Source organism: Ectobacillus polymachus (assembly GCF_048159605.1).
GTDB classification, from domain to species: domain Bacteria; phylum Bacillota; class Bacilli; order Bacillales; family Bacillaceae_G; genus Ectobacillus; species Ectobacillus polymachus.
This window is the reverse complement of sequence record NZ_JBLREB010000001.1, coordinates 1216683-1233855: the sequence shown is the minus strand read 5'-3', so window position 1 is coordinate 1233855 and position 17173 is coordinate 1216683. Positions and strand designations below refer to the sequence as shown.

The window sequence follows — 17173 nt, the reverse complement described above, 5'->3', positions numbered from 1 at the left end:
CTGGTATGTATGATCCGAATTGGTATAACAATAGACAACAGCAGTACCAACCTAGTCCTTTCCCACCTTATCCGCCTGGTCAGGGAGGATATCCTCCGCCAAGCTCTTATCCATCATATCCACCTGGTCAAGGTGGAGACATTCCATCTATGCAACAAGGTGGACCACCACAATCACCACCTCCTGCAGTGATTCCTCAAAAACCACAAGTAGCACCTTATGCAGTTGACCCAGGTGCGATTCGACGCTGTATGTACCACTATACGTATATATGGTTAACAAATGGTCGAAGCTTTTGGTTCTATCCAGTATATTTAGGTAGAAATTCCATTGCAGGTTACCGCTGGAGCCCAAGCCGCTATCGTTGGATCTACACGGGATTTGACTTACGGTCCATTGAACATTTTGCATGCACGTAATCGCTTCCTAGAGGAGGCTTTTTTCTTAATGATTGAAATAATATGTAGTTAAAGGGAAAAATAATATTTTTTTGAAAATTAAGGGAGGATATTAAGCTTTATTTATAGAAATTTATTATACAATCCATTTACATGACATGGATGAAATTATATGAAGAGGTGAAGGCAGTGTTCATTGCCAGTCTGTTACTTGTTGTAAGTACGGTCGTATTCTTTGTATATTATGTCTATCTTCGATCTTGGAAGCAAGTAGGAGTATTGCTTAGTGGGAAGGGTAACTTAGTAAGGAAATCTCATTTCTTAGTATGTACAAAGTGTGGCCATGCACATGCTAGAAATGGAGGATATCAAGAATGTTGTGGTACACGTTTATAAACTAGGAGAGCCTCTATTTAGGGGCTCTCGTCGTTTGTTTAAGGAAAATCCTCAGCGGATAGGAAATATGTCCACTGAGGAAAGTGAAAAATTATCCCAGTCTTGTTTTTTGAACAATTACATAACCAATTATGCATGCTAATGAAAAGGGAAGCCAAAATCCTGCAGATAGTATCGATTGTTGTTCATTGAATTGAAGCCAATCAATCGATAAAATGCTGCCAACCGAATAAATAATAAATATAGATGCAAGAAAAGAAAGAAGTCCCATAACAATAGATTGTATCCTCATGATTCACCTCCTCACCTCGTAGTATTGGTTAAAAATAGTGAAATAAACGTTACTTTACAAAAAAATTAACGATGAATCGTTAGTTTATTCCGCTATTAAAGAGAAGTAATCCCACCACTTAACCGTTGAGAAGAATCTTGAGTAGGGATTAACTAGCGGATCTCGCTAATCAAAGGAGATAATATAACCCTTAATGAGGGAGGCCTCATTATATTGTCGAAATTATGCGAAGGAACACAAGAGGGAAAGTGCTTATCCTAACGAATGTTACATATATAACGTGAATAGGTAAAATATGTAATACAAAATGTGTAGGATAAGGAGAATAACAAATGAAAAAAGTATTCGGTATTTTCGGTTTAATCCTGCTAATGGCGGCTGCATTTTTCCTTTTAACGAATGCGTTTCTCTATATTGCGAATCGACCGCTAGATCGCCCTGCTCTGGCTAATGTAAAGGTGCAGGAAACAGAACAAGTAAAGCAGTTTATTGCTAAGACGCATGAAAGCTTTAATGGGTATTTGAATTATGGAAAGGCTGATCATTACACGGATGGGGACTGGAAATATCTAAAGCAATGGTTTAATGGTCAAGAATCAGAACTAAAAGACTTGGAAAAACAAGTGAAAAATGAAAAGTTGAAGCAGGATGTAAGAAGAAGTTATGAAATCACAAAGCAAGGTATTGAAACAACAAATATTCAATATGTTATCTATGGTCATCGTATCTATCATGATCTTGATATTATTATCAATCATAATCAAAAGGAACAAAATATTTGGGGTTATACCGAGTTTGGAAATGGAGCGAATGTTAAAGTAGTGGAAGATGAATTAGCAAAATTCAAAAAGAGCTAACGAATTAGAATTTGGTGAAATGAACTATCTATTTATTTAAAATTGCATTCTACGACTTTATGCAGGGTGAAGCAAAGAAGACGAGCAAGGTCTAACCCCTTGTTCGTTCTATCACAGATAAATGAGATTATCATTTCATCTCGTAAAAGCCGATTGGCCTTTGCTAACCCAAGGTAGGGGGATGAAAGAAAACCCCCACCGAGGGAAGTTTCACTTTATTTGTTCCCGAAGAATCCGATTTACGGTTTCGCGCCGTAGTCCAACGAGCTGCGCGATTTCAGTCTGTGTAAGAATGTCGTATATTGGGATATCTCCTAAGTAAGTGGAAAACCATTGTTGCAATCGCTCAACACGTTCCTTGGAGGAAACAGTGGTAAGCTGATCAATTCGCTCTTGCATCATGCGCAGCTTAGATTGGAGCTGCATAGCAATAGTTGCATAAGCTTGCGGTTCTTGTTGTAATTGTTCATACCATTGCTGAGGTAAAATCGGTTCCGCTTCAGTATGTACAAGCGCAATAGCGGTTCCATGATATTCCTTGGGAGAAAGCAAGGAATGATGGGGGATCGTTTCCCCTGGGACAATAATGTTAAATAAAAAGGATGTCCCGTCTTCTTGTAGACGTACAACTTTTAACAAACCGCTATGGATATGATAAAGAGGCCCCTCCTCACCTTGTCGAAATAAAATTTCCCCTTTATGTAGAATCATTGTAAGTACACCTCTTTTTCGTATATGTAAATCAAAAAGACAAACCTTGGTAGCGAAATGAACCTATAGGGGAGAGCACCCCCGCAAGGAAGTTTCACTTTATTTTTTTTCTACTGTTTGGTAGTATACTGTGTATAGTATAAAACTGCAATGGTAAGCTAGGGAGGAATCGCTATGTTTGAGAGAATGTTGGTTGAAGCGAAGCTTCCACAAGATGCTGTCGTTCGTGTGGAAGAAATGAAGGGCGGAATTGTTTTGTCCGTAGAAATAGAGGGCCAAATTATTTTCACAATGGCGTATGATGAAGAAGACGATAGCTATGGTGTTTTATATGATCGTAATGATAAGCGTGCAAGACAGGTGCATGATGACCTCATGGGGTGGAAGCTTCTTCATTAACTCATTCTTTCGAAGGTAAGACTGTGCTTTATATCTGTCTTTTGATTGTAAAAATGATGTAATCTGTTTTTAACCTATTTCTTCTTCGTATCGTTTATGATGAACGTAGGAAGAATGGGGGAAAATGATGACACAAAAATGGTATGTTTCAAATGTTTTTTTATTACTAGCCTTTTTATTCATTCTTATACCTTTTGGAATGTTTTTATATAGATGCTTACATTAGAAAATAAAACGGTACGATTCGTCATAGGAATCGTACCGTTTATTTTTTATGTGAAGTATATGGTTTTCATATATGAATTTAAACATAGCTTACATTGGAAATAATGTGTGTAACAAATAATATATAATTCCAGCGAATAAAGCCGAGAGCGGAAGTGTTATAAACCAAGTGATAATAATGCGCTGTGCTGTTCTCCAATGTACACTCTTAATACGCTGTGCAGAACCGACTCCTAATACGGATGAAGAGATAACATGGGTCGTACTAACAGGTAATTGGAGTAAAGTTGCACCGAAAATGATGGATGCTCCTGTTAAATCAGCGGCAACACCATTAATAGGACGTATTTTCATAAGCTTACCGCCAACTGTTTTAATAATTCGCCAGCCACCAACAAATGTACCCGTTCCCATCGCTAGTGCACAAGCTAGTTGAACCCAAAAAGGGATTGTATCTGATTTGATATAGCCACCCGTTAGCAGTGCCATCGTAATAATCCCCATCGATTTCTGTGCGTCATTTGTTCCATGTGTGAAAGCCTGTAAAGCTGCTGTTAGAACTTGTAAGTAACGAAATCGTCGATTCATATTTATTAGGTTGCAATTTTGAAAAATGTTTTTGAGAATGATAAATACAATATATCCTAACGCATAAGCAAGAACGGGTGATATGATAAGAGATTCAATAATTTTAATGAATCCACGGAAATTTACTGCTTGTACACCTGACGCAACAATTGATGCTCCTGCAATAGCGCCAATAATTGCATGGGAGGAACTACTAGGAATTCCATAATACCATGTAATTAAATTCCAGCCTATTCCAGCAAGCAATGCTGAAATAAGAACGAGGGATCCGTTGTGAAGCTGAAATGGATCAACAATTCCGCTTGTAATCGTTTTTGCGACACCCGTAAACGAGAGGGCACCAAGCATATTCATAAAAGCTGCAAGTACAATAGCTTGACGAGGTTTCAGTGCCTTTGTTGAAACAGATGTCGCCACGGCGTTCGCTGTGTCATGGAAGCCATTAATGAAATCAAATAGAATAGCTCCCAACACAATCAAAGTAGTTAAGAAAAACAGAGTGTTCATTGTGTAAGTTGTACTCCTTATTATGCGTTTTTCATTACGATTAATTCTAGAAGGTTTGCAACATGTTGGCAGCTTTTCGCAATTTTGTCCCATGTATCATATATTTCTTTGTATTTCAAAATGACAATTGGGTTTTTTTCATGTGCAAAGAGGTATTGAATTGCTTCACGTAGAATACTCATACATGTAGATTCATAATCCTTCATCTTGATTGCGTTTGTCCGAATGTCGATAAGCTTCATTGTATGAATTCGCTTAATAGCAGCATCCATTTCACTAACACACGAATAAATTGCGGTACTTAATCGCTTCATGTATGGATTGGCATTAGTGATTTCAAACATTTCAAATTGTGCTGAACAAAGTTCAAGTGAATCTAATATATCGTCCATACCTAAGGCGATTTGAAGTATATCTTCTCGTTCAATAGGTGTGATAAAGACTCTATTTAGTTCTAAAATAAGTTCATGAATATACGTATCACCTTTTGCTTCGTACTCCTTCATGCGTTTTGCTATTCTCCGGACTTCACTTGAATTTTCTAATTTATATTCCATGAAAAATTGAGCACTTTCTTTAACATTTTCTGAAATATTGGAAATTAGAGTGGAACATTTGTCTTTTTTGTTTAGAATACTCATCTAGTAACCCCCACCAAAAATTATCGATACTTTGTATTGGCTTTTCAATTCTAACAAAAATTACAACACTTAAGATAGAATTCGTTAAAAAATTAACATAATCTTAACAATAAAAGTGTAGAAAAATTATTAAAAATATAAAAATTTACGTTTGTATAAGGCTAACGACCATAATAAAACATGATATGTAAACAATAAAAGACTATCAACGGAAGATAGTCTTTTTCTACATAACTAGGGCTAAAATAGCTAGAATCCCGGATTTACGTATTATTATGATCGCTCTAGTATTTCCAACAAATGTTTTGTATGTGAAAAATCGGAATAAATAGTAGATCCTTATTTGCTGATAGTAGCATGTATTGTTTATCTCGTCCTTCTAATACCCCGGTCACCTTTTGCGGCCCTCCGCGATTAATTTGAATCTCTTCTCCTCGTAAGCGATCAATTATAGAGAGGAAGGTTCTTCCAAAGATAATAGGTGCTTTCTTGTTTTGATTGTTTTCTTTTTCGTCTTCATAATCAGCTTCCGAATTCTTCTCTTTTTTCTGGTCTTGATTTTTGTCCGATTTTTTCTTTCTGCTACCTTTACTTTTATTTTCCTTGTTCTTATTTTCTTCGTTTTGGCCTAATAAGAGAGTAAAACTTTTAATATGGTGTAGTTGGTAATAGTAAATGCCTTCTTCCGTTTCTAGAGCGCAATAATCTAAGCCCATTTTTAATAGGGTTCCTATTCCTTTTTCAGGGCCGCCTAAGTTTAATTGAATTTGTTCACCCGTATAATCTTTTAATCCGTGAATGACTGACCCTTGTTGGTATGGGAATTGAGCGTTATACATGCTGTTCCTCCTTTGATTATAGTGAAATGAATTCATGATATTGTATTCATTCTAGATAGACAAGGTATGGGATTTTTCATTACATAAGATAAAAATGTCTGGTTAAGGAAAAAAGATTTTGCGTAACTTCTTATCGATCAGTAAGATTCCTATCTCAAGATTCAGAGAATACAAAGAAGATAGGTAGTCTAAAGGGATATATAAAATGGTAATAGTAGCATCGATTCCGATGGAATAGACTTAGACTTCTTCGACAAAAAAATTTTGTTTTGATAAAATAATAGGAAGAAGTTACGTTTAAAGTGTATCCTGTTACTTTTGGAAAGCTTCACTATGTAACATACATATATGGACTAAAGAGCTAGTAGAAATCGATGTGAAGGGTGTCTAGCATGATAAACATAGGACTAACAGGGTGGGGAGATCATGATTCCCTGTATCGAGATTTGCGTTCTAGCAAGATGAAGCTGCAAACCTATAGCAATCATTTTCCAGTTGTTGAAATTGATAGCTCCTTTTATGCTATACAGCCGGAACGTAATTATAAGAAATGGATCGAGGAAACGCCTGATCATTTTAGATTCGTTGTAAAAGCCTACCAAGGGATGACAGGCCATATGCGTGGAGATATTCCATTTACGAATGTAGATGAAATGTTTGAAACATTTAAGCAGTCAATTGAAATTCTTGAAAAATCCGGAAAACTAACTACGGTCTTATTTCAATATCCACCATGGTTTGATTGTCAAACGAAGCATGTTGATATGCTCCTTTATACGAAGGAAAAAATGAAGGGAATTCCGTCTGCAATTGAGTTTCGAAACGAAACTTGGTTTATGCCAGAGTATATGCAACAAACATTATCCTATTTAAAACATGCGAAATGGATGCATACCATATGTGATGAACCGCAAACGGAGACTGGATCTATACCTATTGTACTAGAGGCAACTCATTCTGATGTAACCTTGATTCGTTTGCATGGACGGAATGTGCACGGTTGGCTACGAGGAAACAGAGAAAATTGGCGAGCTGTTCGTTGCTTGTATCGGTACAGTGAAGAACAGCTAAAGGATTGGGCTGCTCATATCGAAAATTTGCAGAAACATTCAAAGGAAATTGTGGTTTTATTTAATAACAATTCTGGCGGCGATGCAGCAGACAATGCGAAACAGCTCATGCGGCTGCTTCATCTTTCCTATGAAGCCCATTCTACCTTACAAATGAAGTTATTCTGACAAGGGGGTACAATATACGGGAAGATCCATTGTATGTTGCTGTTCGAGCCTTGGTAAAGGAAATACAGGGTGTTTCCTTTAAAGAATGAATGGAAACACTGATTAAAGTTTGGTATCATTACGAATTCCACTGAAGATCGTAAACGCCTTGTGAAAATCATTCGAACGATTGAAATTGAAGGAAGGCATATCTCGTTTGTCCGTTCCGTAAAAAAGAGGGACAGTAACGAAAATAAGCTAGCAAGGGAGCTATCCTCCATAATTGGAAATAAAAAAGGAGCAGCATTAGTGCTGTTCCTTTTCTCCAAGATAATCATTTAAGTCAAACGGTGTGATCTCTTGAATAAATTCTCTTGTTATAAGTGTTTGTATAAGAGTTGTATCGGATACGGCGATCCCTTTTCTCTTTTTATAGCTGTGTTTCAATAGAGATAATTTTTCTAACGTATCATTCGGTAATTCGATTGTTAATTTTGATATACTCATTATGAATTCCCCCTTATGTATCATATCATAATTTTCGTGAATAGGTAACATAATAGGGGGTAATTCAATAATATGTCATACTAAGCAATCCCGATGTATTTTAATGTTTTCGAAGGGGTGCTATGGTCAAAAAAATGCTGCAAAAATGCGATGTCCACACCCGATTTGTAAGCACAATAGCCCCAAGTTTTACGAAGTGTATGAGAGCTTATGCCATCAAGTCCAGCTTCTTTTGCAGCTTTGTTTAATATAAACCAAGCGTGCTGACGTGTAATTGGTCCATTGCCTTTTTGTGATTTTAATAAATACTCATTTCGTCGAAATCCTTTTCGTTCATTCATATACGATTTAATGACTTCTTCTAGTTCATGATTGACGGCGAACCACTTTTGCTTTTTCGTTTTTTCGTTATTAAATAGAATAGAGTGTCGAACGTTTCCGTTTACATCCATAACATCTGAAATTTTTAATTGTAGAATTTCACTGACCTTTAAACCTGAATTAATAGAAAGAGCAAATAATAGCCCGTCGCGTTTAGAATTTTGAAGTAGTATGTGTTTCATTTGTTGCAATTGCTTTTCACTTTGAATAGGTTGTCCCATTTGTTTCACTTGTTTTATCATCATTTCCACTCTCCTCCATTACAATCCATAAGGAAAGAATTTACACGTTCAATATACTGGGGCAGTGTGTACTTCATGTGAACTTTACGTGAAAAGGGAAAAAACTATTCCTTTTTGTCTCCTTTCTTCAGTGAAAAGTAAAACAAAACACCATCTTCTTCATTTCGTACTCCATACGGGGCATGATGCAGCTCTAAAATATTTTTCACAATAGACAATCCGAGCCCTGTTCCTCCGGTGTTACGGCTTCGCGATGCGTCTAGACGGTAAAAACGATTCCAAATTTTGTTTAGATTTTCTTCTGGAATAGGTTCTCCATCATTTTTGATGGAGACGTATACACGATCTCCTTGATCTAGAGCGGAAATGGTAATCATTTTTCCTACTGGTGTGTAGCGAATCGCATTGCTTAGCAGATTAATAATAACTTGTTCAATACGATTACGGTTTGCTTCTACTACTAAATCCTTCTCTGCATTAACGGTAACAAATAAATTTTTTTCCTCCATGCTAAAGAGAAGCTTTGTGTTTACTTGATGGATAAGTGAATCAATTGAAAATGTTTGAACCTCTAGTTTGTAAGTACCTGACTCCAACTTTGCTAACTCGAGCATATCGACGATTAGCGTGTTCATTTTATCAACTTCTTCTAAAATGACATCCGTATAGTAATCTGTATTGTTGCTAACACCGTCTTTAATACCTTCTGCAAAGCTTCGAATCACACTTAAAGGTGTTTTCAGTTCATGAGAGACCCCAGAAATAAAGTCTTTTCTTGTTCTTTCTAGCATTCTTTCTTTTTCCACATCTTCTTGCAGTTTTTCGTTAGCGACATGAAGCTGTTCGATGCGATCCTTTAATGTAACAGACATCGTATTGATACTCTTTGATAGGCTTCCAATTTCATCATTGGATGTGACTGGAAGGGTCTCTGAGAAATCAAAATTTGCCATTCTTTTTGTAACTCGATTCACACGAATAAGTGGCTTTGCAATGATTTTCGAATAGTAAAAAGAAAGCAAAATAATCACAAGAAATACGATAATCATGGCATAAACATAGTAATCCTTGAGAACAATCATTGCTTCGTTTACGGGTTGAAATGATGTCATAGCAAAGGCAAACTCGGTAATCGTATTGTTTTGAACAATCGGCTTTACAAACATTTGATTTTTACCTTTTTCATCGCTAAATGTATAGGTAGTTAGCGTATTGCGATCAATTTCTCCTAAAATTGCAGATATTTCCCAGCGCTGCACACCTTGAATAAGGGTATCAATATTGTTGGCGACTTGTAGATCGGCTTTAGAAGGTAAACTCATTTTTGTTACAGTACCTTTAATTTGAATAAGTAAATTCCGAGAAGATGGATCAGCATTTACATCATTTGAACTTATTCCGAAGGACTTAAGGTCACTGACTATGTTTCCATTTGTCCATGTACCGTGGGGAGATATAATGGAAATAGGAATGATCGTATCCTTTTTGCGAATTCCTTGCACAGAAATACTTTCATTATTTTGTAAAGCGAGTTTCATAAAGTTGCTATATTCTTGACCGGTCAAGATGTTATTTAATGCAATATGATATTCAGTATTATTGCTTTCATCATGGACATCAATGTAGTAATCATGTACATCCTGAATCACCCCATTTTGATCGAGCAAAATAAGCTGGGCATTCGTAGTATCATAAAATTTTTGCTTTAATTTTTTGACGGTATCAAAGTTTTGATCACTTTTGGAATAATCATCTACGAACGTCTCAAACGCTTTTGTTACTCCGCTTACCTTTTTATTTATATAAAATTTTTCTAAAAAAAGGGACTGACCGACAAAAAACAAAACAAATGTTAACGTAAAAAAACCGAAAGTTAAAAGGAATAATTTAAATACAATACTTTTTCGTGTCACGTGCGCACCTCTAAACTTAATCTAGCCTTTATCCCACTATCATCTCACAGTAAGATGGAGGTTTCTTATATTATAACAAAGAAGCATACAAAACTTGTGTTCCATCATTGGGAAACTTGTCTTTTATGAAGGAAAAAAAAGAGGAATGTGTAAGAAAACAGGAGTAATAGTGGTTACTCCTGCTCAAATCTTATTTAATAGCAGCATCAAGTGCAATGGTAACCATATCATTAAATGTTGTTTGTCGTTCCTGTGCTGTTGTATCTTCACCTGTAAAAATATGGTCACTAACTGTTAAGATTGACAGAGCTTGTGCCCCGTATTTAGCAGCAATGGTGTAAAGAGCTGTTGTTTCCATTTCCACTGCAAGAACTCCGTAATCGCCCAGTTTTTTCACCATATCCATGCTTTCACGATAAAAAACATCAGCAGTTAATACATTCCCTACGCTTACGTTCATGTTCTTGCTACTAGCAGCATCATATGCCTGCTTTAATAATGCAAAATCTGCGCAAGGTGCATAGTCAAATCCAGGAAAGGTAAGACGATTTATATTGGAATCTGTGCAAGCAGTCATAGCTAATATAACATCGCGAACGTGAACATCAGTTTGAACACCACCGCAAGTACCGACACGGAGTAGTTTTTTCACTCCGTAGCTTTGAATCAATTCATTTGTGTAGATTGAGATAGATGGTACACCCATACCTGTTCCTTGTACAGAAACTTTTTTTCCTTTATAGGTTCCCGTAAATCCATACATGCCACGAATCGTATTGTAGCAAGTTGCTTCTTCTAAAAATGTTTCTGCAATAAATTTTGCGCGAAGGGGATCACCTGGTAGAAGAATTGCTTCAGCGATCTCACCTTGCTTTGCACCAATATGTATACTCATGTTCTTTCTCCTTTTTTGTTATAGTACTTGAATTATATCGTACTTATCACTTATTCCAAAATGTTTTTAAGTTGTTATGGAAGAAGAATAAAGAAGGGATAAATGGGTAACTCTACTAGCTGAAAGAAAAGGAATGAGAAGGGAGAGAAAAGTATGGATCGGAAGAAGTCTTTTGTAATTGCCCATATTTCTGATGATATTAATAACGAGCTAAAACAGCTTGAAGAGGAAATCGAACAAAAGCTTGGAAAGCGAATCGCTCTTGTCGCTTATGAGGATGTAGAACAGTAACAAGGAATGATTACGAAAGGACTCTAAGAAGAGTCCTTTTTTAAATTGAAAATTTAAAATTCATTTTCATAAAGATGGAAATATGTTACTATTGTGTAAAAAGGAGAAAGATATGCGAATTCGTAAATTTGGTATTGCATGCTTTTTTCTTATTTTAGTTGCTATGTTTACCATCCAAAGTAAATACGGTATTTTATTTCATCCTGATCAAGCTTATGCGTTATCAAATGCTCTCGTCACTTGGAATATTGATAAGGATAAGGGGAGCGGTACATTTGTATTGCAGAATGAAAAGGGAGAACCGCTAGGAGGCATTGGTGAAAACCAGCAAAATCAAATGGTTATTTATGCTGTAAACAATGGTCTTACACAATATGAAGAGATAAAACCGACATACATTGGGAAGGGTACCTTTACATTTCAGTATCCATTCAAACAAACTACAACACTTTTTTTATACATAAAAGACAATGAAACGAGACAAGAATTAGCTAAAAAGGAGATTGTAGTTGAAACGCGAGATGCAAAGCAAACACCAATTACTGTTGATGCCTTGTTAACATCAAAAATTGGTCCTTATGATGCATCCTTACAATTTAGTGCATTAAAAGCAAATCGAAATGAGAATATCATGCTTCAGTTTGAAAGCAAGGACAATCTTATCTTTACCGCTCCTACGGGTGAGCTTTCACGTTTTTTAATTGTAAATGAAAAACTTACACATTTTATTTCGGCTGTTCCGCAAATGAATAAGAGCAGCAAGCAGCTTTCTTTTCTCATTACATTCCCTGAGGACGGAATATACAAAATGGTTGGTACATTTTACGTAAATGGAAGCATATATACGAAGTCTTATGTCGTGAATGTGGGAAAGAGATAACAAGAAGCCATTAACTAGACCATCGCTATACTACGATGGTCTAGTTATTTTTATTTTTTCTTATTTCCAATTAGTCTTGTTATAACAAGCATCGTTGCAAATAAGGATCTGTTTTTACGATAGGCTAAATATTTACCGCTCCATGTAGGATTGTACTTTTCTTTAAATTGACGTAACCCGCTAAAGCTATACATATAGCGTATATTATTATAAACGGCAGCGGCTACTCGTTCCATCCAAAAGGAGTGCGGAGAAATGCCAACATTGGAAAGAGGAGCCATTCCCATATTAAATTGCATATAGCCATTGTTTTTTGCCCATTCAAATAAATGAAGAAACATAGCATCCATTACACCAGACGGCGCATCATGCGAATAACGCATTAAATCAATCGCTACTTTGTTTGGCTGATAAACAGGTAAAATGGAAACAAAAGAGACAATTTTCCCTTTATTATTAGATAGTGTAGCGACAGGACTTCGGTTTAAATACTCCTCATCAAAATATCCCAATGAGAACCCTTTTTCTTTTTTTCCTTGCAGCCAATCATCTGATACCTGCTTCAATTGCTGCAGCAAGGCTTTTGAATGAGGAGCCTCGTGAACAGAAAATACATATCCTTCTCTTTCAAATTTATGCAAGTTTGAACGTAAACTCGCTTTTTTTTTCCCGGTAAGAGAAAAACTGGAAAGATCTACTTCTGCTTCTTCGCCAAGCTTTAAAAAATTATATCCAAAGTCATGATATAGTCCCAACCATCTTCTTTCCACTTGATAAAAAATACAGACATATCCTAGACGCTCTGACTCGTCCAGAAATTCTTCAATGACAGCTTGATAAGAGGAAGGCACTCCGATAGGATCACCAAGAACAACAAGACGTTTCTTTGTTACTGCAAACTGAAGAAGTGCTTTTCCATCACTGCTAAGAAATATACGTTTATCACCTAAAAATCCAAGATGGCTTAATACATTCCCTCCATATTGTTGTAAAAATTGTTGAAGCATCTCGGAAGAAGCAACGCGCCCAGGTACTCTTGTTCCCGTTCGATTTCGTAAGAATGCTGCTATATACAACGAAAGGGGAACGAGTATTGCGGTTATATATGTAGTTCGCATCACCATTTTACTTGGGCGAACAACGTAGCTTGGAAGGAAATCTAGATGATGTGCACCAAGCCATGTTCCAAAATATTGATAGGCGTATAGCAATAAGAAGATGAGTAAGCCTGTCTTGATACCGTCGACATACGTATAGGAAACTTGCTCACGTATAAATCGTTTCCGAAGCATAAAAAAGATAGCAAGGATAATCAGTAGTAGCAATGATTCTTCAAAATCAATTCCTTTTAATACGTTAAAAATAATCCCTACCATAAGAACGACTATCGTCATAGCATATGCCTGTTTTGTTCGTTCATATATGGGCTTCGCAAGTAGAATTAGCAAAATACCGACGGATAAAGATAAATCAAACGATACTTGTATAAGTGGTTTCGGTATAAAAATTCGTAGAATATGAAAACGTTCAATTGATATTGGAAATAATACAGAAAATATAATGACAACACCAGTAAGAGCTGATAGGGCAGCAAGAGCCCATGATTCCATTTTGGTAAAAAGTTGTCGTTGTATAGTAACAAGAACTCCTGTCGTTTCTAGAGCAGGTACAAACATCTGTCTAGATTCGATTTTCTTCCGTGCAACTCCTGACATTTCAAAGGCGGCGAAGGCTAGGCCTACTCCAAATGGAATGATGTAGTAGACCAATCGGTATAGAAGCAAAGCTGATAGTGTTGTTTCCGTTGTAATACCGTATTGATTCATTCCTCTTAGAAAGATTAAATCGAAGGAGCCTAGTCCACCTGGCACTAAGCTAAGGCTACCAGCAATGGCAGAAATCACATATACACCTAATGCTTGCCGAAAGTCTATTTCTACACCAAGCAGCCTGAGAATAACGAATATAACAACACCTGCAGATGTCCATTCTACGAGCGATACAATGGAATAGAGTAATGTTGGATTGTTAACATCAGTTGCAAATGTTCTTCTCCCTAGTTTTAGCTTGGAAACAATGATGTAAATGGGAGCTATCATAGAAAAACCAATGAGTGCAGGCCATAGCCATGGTCTTTCTGATAAAATAAAGCTTGTTTGTAAAATGCCAAGTAAGCCAAATATAGATAGGAACGATAGCCCCATAATGAAGGCAGTTGTCATCCATGCAATGGTTTTGACAAGCTTTCCTTGTTCTTTTATATAAGGACGATAGAGCATGGTACGAACTCCAGCACCTATTAAACCGCCAAACCCAAATATCCCATTAAAGGAGTTAGCAATCCATGAAATTCGAAAGACTTTTTTAATGGAGACAGGGGCTTTTACAGAACGTAGCATAACGAAATCATAAAAGAACATGGTTGAAACAGCCAGAAGACCTACAATAATAGCTAAGTAAAATCCTCCGTTCGGAATTTGTTTTATTACAGAAACAGCTTGATGGATGGAAAGGTGAGTGAGTTCCTTTTTTCCTTCAAAGAATACGATTATCAATATTACAAATGGTATGATTATTTTTGCTATGTTAAGTAATTTTTTCCAATTCGCATTCATATATGTAATCCTCCCCCAATCGTATTCTTATTATGACAAAAGAAGAAAGAAATAAAAAGGAACTTTGTTATTAAATATAGTAAAACTGTGGAAAAAAGGAGGAGAAACCTTATCATATATCTAATAAAAAAACCTTATAGAAAGCGGACTATTTAGAAAAATGTGCATAAATTAAAAAGTATTTATGATAAGATACAAGTAATGAAATAGAATAGAGGTGAGAGCATGATCCTGAAGCAGATAAAAGGATATGAACTAGAGAAGGCCCTACCTAATACATCTGAAGATTTCTTTAATCGTTCTGAAGTTACGTACGAAAACGAAGGAGTAGAGAAAACGTTACACGTATTGTACTTACGTTTTTATGAAGAACAATTAAGTGAAATTTCTCCGTTCACAGATGATCCTGTCTTTCAAATTGGAGGAGAAGATGTAACCTTTAAAGAGATTGTTGCACTTGCTTGTTTGCTTAAAAATCCAAGCTTTGTAGAGCGCAAGCGAATATATATAAATTCAAAAGAAGAATTAGCTTCTTATTTTGATGAAAACAATGTGCAGCAACTGAAGAAAGCAATCGAGCAATTGAAAAGCGGGATAAAGGTGAAATAATACAATCTCTTGCTTAAAAACTCGAGATATAGGGAGGATTCGGAATGTCAAATTCCATTGTAGAAAACCAAACGAAGCAGGTTGAAGAATTTTTACAGGAAGTCGTTTACGTTCTAACAGATTATCTTAATCATCATACGATCACGTCTCTTGTTGAAGAAGTGAGCGAAGCTGATCAAGCATATTTTGAGGGACTCCTTTCTGCTAACCGACGCCTGCTCGTCTTTTGCGAAGAGGGATTGGATGCATGCCGTGTTCTTCTAAAGAGTAGCCCGTTCCGTAAAAATGCCGCTGAAAATACGTTGTATAAAATTTATCATCAAGTGATCTCAGAATTCTTTTCACCGAAAAATGATTATTGGTATGAAAATAGTCGTTCTGCCTATACGGGAAAAAATGCGATTGCGTTTCCGCAAACGCCACCGCCTTCATTACAAGCGATGATGAAACAACTTGAAGGTAAATTTCAGTCTATACGCGAAGAGCTGGAATATTACGAAACGGACTATAAAACGAAGACCATGCAGCCTAAATTTATGCGAAGCTAACCTAACGACAATATTCGCGCAAAAAAAGAGGGTATACCAAAACAATTTGGTATACCCTCTTTTGATTAAGGTTTCGGATTCATAACGAGGTGGTTTGCTTTTCTTACATTTGGTTAAGATGTGGATTAGGTATAGGTACATCCGAATACGAATAGATATATAGAAGGTATTGCGAGGGGGGGGTTAGATATTGCAGCGCGAAGTATTGGATCATTATATTCATGAAGTTGGAAATTGGTGTGAAAGTGTTTTGCATATATTGGATAGCCGAGCTGTTGAAATATATGATGTGCAAATGCTCGAATATAGAATACAAACGTTATTGGATCGGTTGCAGGAAAATTACATCGATTATGATATAGATTTCGTATATGAATTAAGTAATGATGTGGAAAGTATCGAAAATCAATTCCAAGAGGTTTTCGCTTCAGGTCATTACGAGGAATATGCAAGAGGGATTCAAGCTGATAAAGTCCGTTCGGTACCAATTGGTTCCCATGTACTTCCGCCATTACCGTATCCGTATGAGGCACTTGAACCATATATTTCGAAGGAGATAATGCAAATCCATCATGATAAGCACCATCGCAGCTATGTTGAGGGATTAAATAAAGCCGAAAAAATGATGGAAAAGGCGCGCGAGAGTGGAGATTATGATCTCCTCAAGCATTGGGAGAGAGAAGCTGCTTTTCACGGCTCAGGACACTACCTGCATACCATTTTTTGGAACAACATGCAGCAGGGAGGTGGGCAGCCATCAGGAAAGCTTTTGCGCTTATTAAAAAGAGATTTTGGAAGTTTTGAATGGTTTAAAAGACATTTTACTGAAGCAGCAAATAGAGTGGAAGGTTCTGGTTGGGCCCTTCTCGTATGGTCACCTCGTTCTGGGCGGTTAGAAATTTTACAAACTACTTCTCATCATCTATTTTCACAATTGGATACGCTTGTCCTTCTCGCGCTTGATGTTTGGGAGCATGCCTATTACTTACAGTATAAGAATCAAAAAGATGAATATATACGAAACTGGTGGCACATTGTAAATTGGAATAACGTTGCGGAAAGACTTGCAAAAGCCGAAAAGGTGGAATGGCAGCCATACTAAACAGACGCACAGAGATGCGTCTGTTTTTGTTAGGCTTTCTTTCTCTTACGTTTCTCGCATGAAAGGACCTCTGAAGCTGAAGGGGCTGATTCTGCTTTTAAGGCATGAATCCTTTTTTTT

Annotated in this window: 19 protein-coding genes; 9 read left to right on the top strand and 10 right to left on the bottom strand. The window is 36.6% G+C overall.

Annotation, left to right across the window (positions count from 1 at the left end; all coding sequences use genetic code 11):
• Positions 1-5 precede the first annotated feature (5 nt).
• A complete protein-coding gene (locus tag ACM5BR_RS06310; RefSeq protein WP_416826792.1) occupies positions 6-419 on the top strand; it encodes a transporter in 414 nt (137 codons plus the stop codon).
• A gap of 466 nt (positions 420-885) precedes the next feature.
• On the opposite strand, the gene ACM5BR_RS06305 is transcribed toward ACM5BR_RS06310, so the two are convergent.
• Complete coding sequence (locus ACM5BR_RS06305) at positions 886-1086, bottom strand: hypothetical protein (RefSeq protein ID WP_416826791.1); 201 nt, start codon at positions 1084-1086, stop codon at positions 886-888.
• A gap of 332 nt (positions 1087-1418) precedes the next feature.
• Between ACM5BR_RS06305 and ACM5BR_RS06300 the strand changes: the two genes are divergently transcribed.
• On the top strand, positions 1419-1943 hold the full coding sequence (locus ACM5BR_RS06300; protein WP_416826790.1) for a hypothetical protein: 525 nt from the start codon (positions 1419-1421) through the stop codon (positions 1941-1943).
• Positions 1944-2153: 210 nt separating this feature from the next.
• Here ACM5BR_RS06300 and ACM5BR_RS06295 read toward each other — a convergent pair whose 3' ends face one another.
• Entirely contained in the window at positions 2154-2654 is a 501-nt protein-coding gene (locus ACM5BR_RS06295) for a Crp/Fnr family transcriptional regulator (protein ID WP_416826789.1), read from the bottom strand.
• A gap of 174 nt (positions 2655-2828) precedes the next feature.
• Here ACM5BR_RS06295 and ACM5BR_RS06290 point away from each other — a divergent pair, with 174 nt between their 5' ends.
• Positions 2829-3053: a hypothetical protein gene (locus ACM5BR_RS06290; protein ID WP_416826788.1), complete on the top strand. Its 225-nt coding sequence runs from the start codon at positions 2829-2831 to the stop codon at positions 3051-3053.
• A 315-nt stretch (positions 3054-3368) separates the two neighbouring features.
• On the opposite strand, the gene ACM5BR_RS06285 is transcribed toward ACM5BR_RS06290, so the two are convergent.
• The 3 genes from ACM5BR_RS06285 to ACM5BR_RS06275 all read right to left on the bottom strand — a co-directional run bounded on the left by ACM5BR_RS06285 (position 3369) and on the right by ACM5BR_RS06275 (position 5853).
• Entirely contained in the window at positions 3369-4373 is a 1005-nt protein-coding gene (locus ACM5BR_RS06285) for an inorganic phosphate transporter (protein ID WP_416826787.1), read from the bottom strand.
• A gap of 20 nt (positions 4374-4393) precedes the next feature.
• Entirely contained in the window at positions 4394-5014 is a 621-nt protein-coding gene (locus ACM5BR_RS06280; RefSeq protein WP_416826786.1) for a DUF47 domain-containing protein, read from the bottom strand.
• 284 nt (positions 5015-5298) lie between these two features.
• Positions 5299-5853 carry a hypothetical protein gene (locus ACM5BR_RS06275; RefSeq protein WP_416826785.1) on the bottom strand — a complete coding sequence of 185 codons (555 nt, stop codon included), beginning with the start codon at positions 5851-5853 and terminating at the stop codon, positions 5299-5301.
• 392 nt (positions 5854-6245) lie between these two features.
• Here ACM5BR_RS06275 and ACM5BR_RS06270 point away from each other — a divergent pair, with 392 nt between their 5' ends.
• The gene (locus ACM5BR_RS06270; protein ID WP_416826784.1) at positions 6246-7091 is read left to right on the top strand and encodes a DUF72 domain-containing protein; all 846 of its coding nucleotides are present in this window, start codon (positions 6246-6248) and stop codon (positions 7089-7091) included.
• Positions 7092-7376: 285 nt separating this feature from the next.
• Here the strand turns inward: ACM5BR_RS06270 and ACM5BR_RS06265 are convergent, their stop codons facing one another.
• From ACM5BR_RS06265 to deoD, 4 genes are all read right to left on the bottom strand, one after another.
• Entirely contained in the window at positions 7377-7571 is a 195-nt protein-coding gene (locus tag ACM5BR_RS06265) for a DUF3924 family protein (protein WP_416827853.1), read from the bottom strand.
• Between the two features lie 86 nt (positions 7572-7657).
• Complete coding sequence (locus ACM5BR_RS06260) at positions 7658-8188, bottom strand: tyrosine-type recombinase/integrase (protein ID WP_416827852.1); 531 nt, start codon at positions 8186-8188, stop codon at positions 7658-7660.
• Positions 8189-8304: 116 nt separating this feature from the next.
• Positions 8305-10113 (bottom strand): sensor histidine kinase, encoded by a 1809-nt coding sequence (locus ACM5BR_RS06255; protein ID WP_416826783.1) that lies wholly within the window; start codon positions 10111-10113, stop codon positions 8305-8307.
• 190 nt (positions 10114-10303) lie between these two features.
• Positions 10304-11008, bottom strand: a complete 705-nt coding sequence (gene deoD / locus ACM5BR_RS06250) for a purine-nucleoside phosphorylase (protein ID WP_416826782.1) — start codon at positions 11006-11008, stop codon at positions 10304-10306.
• Positions 11009-11161: 153 nt separating this feature from the next.
• Between deoD and ACM5BR_RS06245 the strand changes: the two genes are divergently transcribed.
• Complete coding sequence (locus ACM5BR_RS06245) at positions 11162-11299, top strand: hypothetical protein (RefSeq protein WP_416826781.1); 138 nt, start codon at positions 11162-11164, stop codon at positions 11297-11299.
• Positions 11300-11411: 112 nt separating this feature from the next.
• Positions 11412-12179 (top strand): hypothetical protein, encoded by a 768-nt coding sequence (locus tag ACM5BR_RS06240; protein ID WP_416826780.1) that lies wholly within the window; start codon positions 11412-11414, stop codon positions 12177-12179.
• 50 nt (positions 12180-12229) lie between these two features.
• On the opposite strand, the gene mprF is transcribed toward ACM5BR_RS06240, so the two are convergent.
• On the bottom strand, positions 12230-14794 hold the full coding sequence (gene mprF, locus ACM5BR_RS06235; protein WP_416826779.1) for a bifunctional lysylphosphatidylglycerol flippase/synthetase MprF: 2565 nt from the start codon (positions 14792-14794) through the stop codon (positions 12230-12232).
• Between the two features lie 225 nt (positions 14795-15019).
• Here mprF and ACM5BR_RS06230 point away from each other — a divergent pair, with 225 nt between their 5' ends.
• The 3 genes from ACM5BR_RS06230 to ACM5BR_RS06220 all read left to right on the top strand — a co-directional run bounded on the left by ACM5BR_RS06230 (position 15020) and on the right by ACM5BR_RS06220 (position 17053).
• On the top strand, positions 15020-15403 hold the full coding sequence (locus tag ACM5BR_RS06230; RefSeq protein ID WP_416826778.1) for a hypothetical protein: 384 nt from the start codon (positions 15020-15022) through the stop codon (positions 15401-15403).
• A 44-nt stretch (positions 15404-15447) separates the two neighbouring features.
• A complete protein-coding gene (locus ACM5BR_RS06225; protein WP_416826777.1) occupies positions 15448-15951 on the top strand; it encodes a DUF3907 family protein in 504 nt (167 codons plus the stop codon).
• Positions 15952-16138: 187 nt separating this feature from the next.
• Positions 16139-17053 (top strand): superoxide dismutase, encoded by a 915-nt coding sequence (locus ACM5BR_RS06220; protein WP_416827851.1) that lies wholly within the window; start codon positions 16139-16141, stop codon positions 17051-17053.
• Positions 17054-17173 lie beyond the last annotated feature (120 nt).

Coding starts and splice junctions, on each gene's coding strand:
- ACM5BR_RS06240 (WP_416826780.1), top strand. CDS start 11,412: ATGCGAATTCGTAAATTTGGTATTGCATGCTTTTTTCTTATTTTAGTT.
- ACM5BR_RS06225 (WP_416826777.1), top strand. CDS start 15,448: ATGTCAAATTCCATTGTAGAAAACCAAACGAAGCAGGTTGAAGAATTT.
- ACM5BR_RS06275 (WP_416826785.1), bottom strand. CDS start 5,853: ATGTATAACGCTCAATTCCCATACCAACAAGGGTCAGTCATTCACGGA.
- ACM5BR_RS06285 (WP_416826787.1), bottom strand. CDS start 4,373: ATGAACACTCTGTTTTTCTTAACTACTTTGATTGTGTTGGGAGCTATT.
- ACM5BR_RS06270 (WP_416826784.1), top strand. CDS start 6,246: ATGATAAACATAGGACTAACAGGGTGGGGAGATCATGATTCCCTGTAT.
- ACM5BR_RS06280 (WP_416826786.1), bottom strand. CDS start 5,014: ATGAGTATTCTAAACAAAAAAGACAAATGTTCCACTCTAATTTCCAAT.
- deoD (WP_416826782.1), bottom strand. CDS start 11,008: ATGAGTATACATATTGGTGCAAAGCAAGGTGAGATCGCTGAAGCAATT.
- ACM5BR_RS06290 (WP_416826788.1), top strand. CDS start 2,829: ATGTTTGAGAGAATGTTGGTTGAAGCGAAGCTTCCACAAGATGCTGTC.
- ACM5BR_RS06245 (WP_416826781.1), top strand. CDS start 11,162: ATGGATCGGAAGAAGTCTTTTGTAATTGCCCATATTTCTGATGATATT.
- ACM5BR_RS06300 (WP_416826790.1), top strand. CDS start 1,419: ATGAAAAAAGTATTCGGTATTTTCGGTTTAATCCTGCTAATGGCGGCT.
- ACM5BR_RS06295 (WP_416826789.1), bottom strand. CDS start 2,654: ATGATTCTACATAAAGGGGAAATTTTATTTCGACAAGGTGAGGAGGGG.
- ACM5BR_RS06310 (WP_416826792.1), top strand. CDS start 6: ATGTATGATCCGAATTGGTATAACAATAGACAACAGCAGTACCAACCT.
- ACM5BR_RS06230 (WP_416826778.1), top strand. CDS start 15,020: ATGATCCTGAAGCAGATAAAAGGATATGAACTAGAGAAGGCCCTACCT.
- mprF (WP_416826779.1), bottom strand. CDS start 14,794: ATGAATGCGAATTGGAAAAAATTACTTAACATAGCAAAAATAATCATA.
- ACM5BR_RS06305 (WP_416826791.1), bottom strand. CDS start 1,086: ATGAGGATACAATCTATTGTTATGGGACTTCTTTCTTTTCTTGCATCT.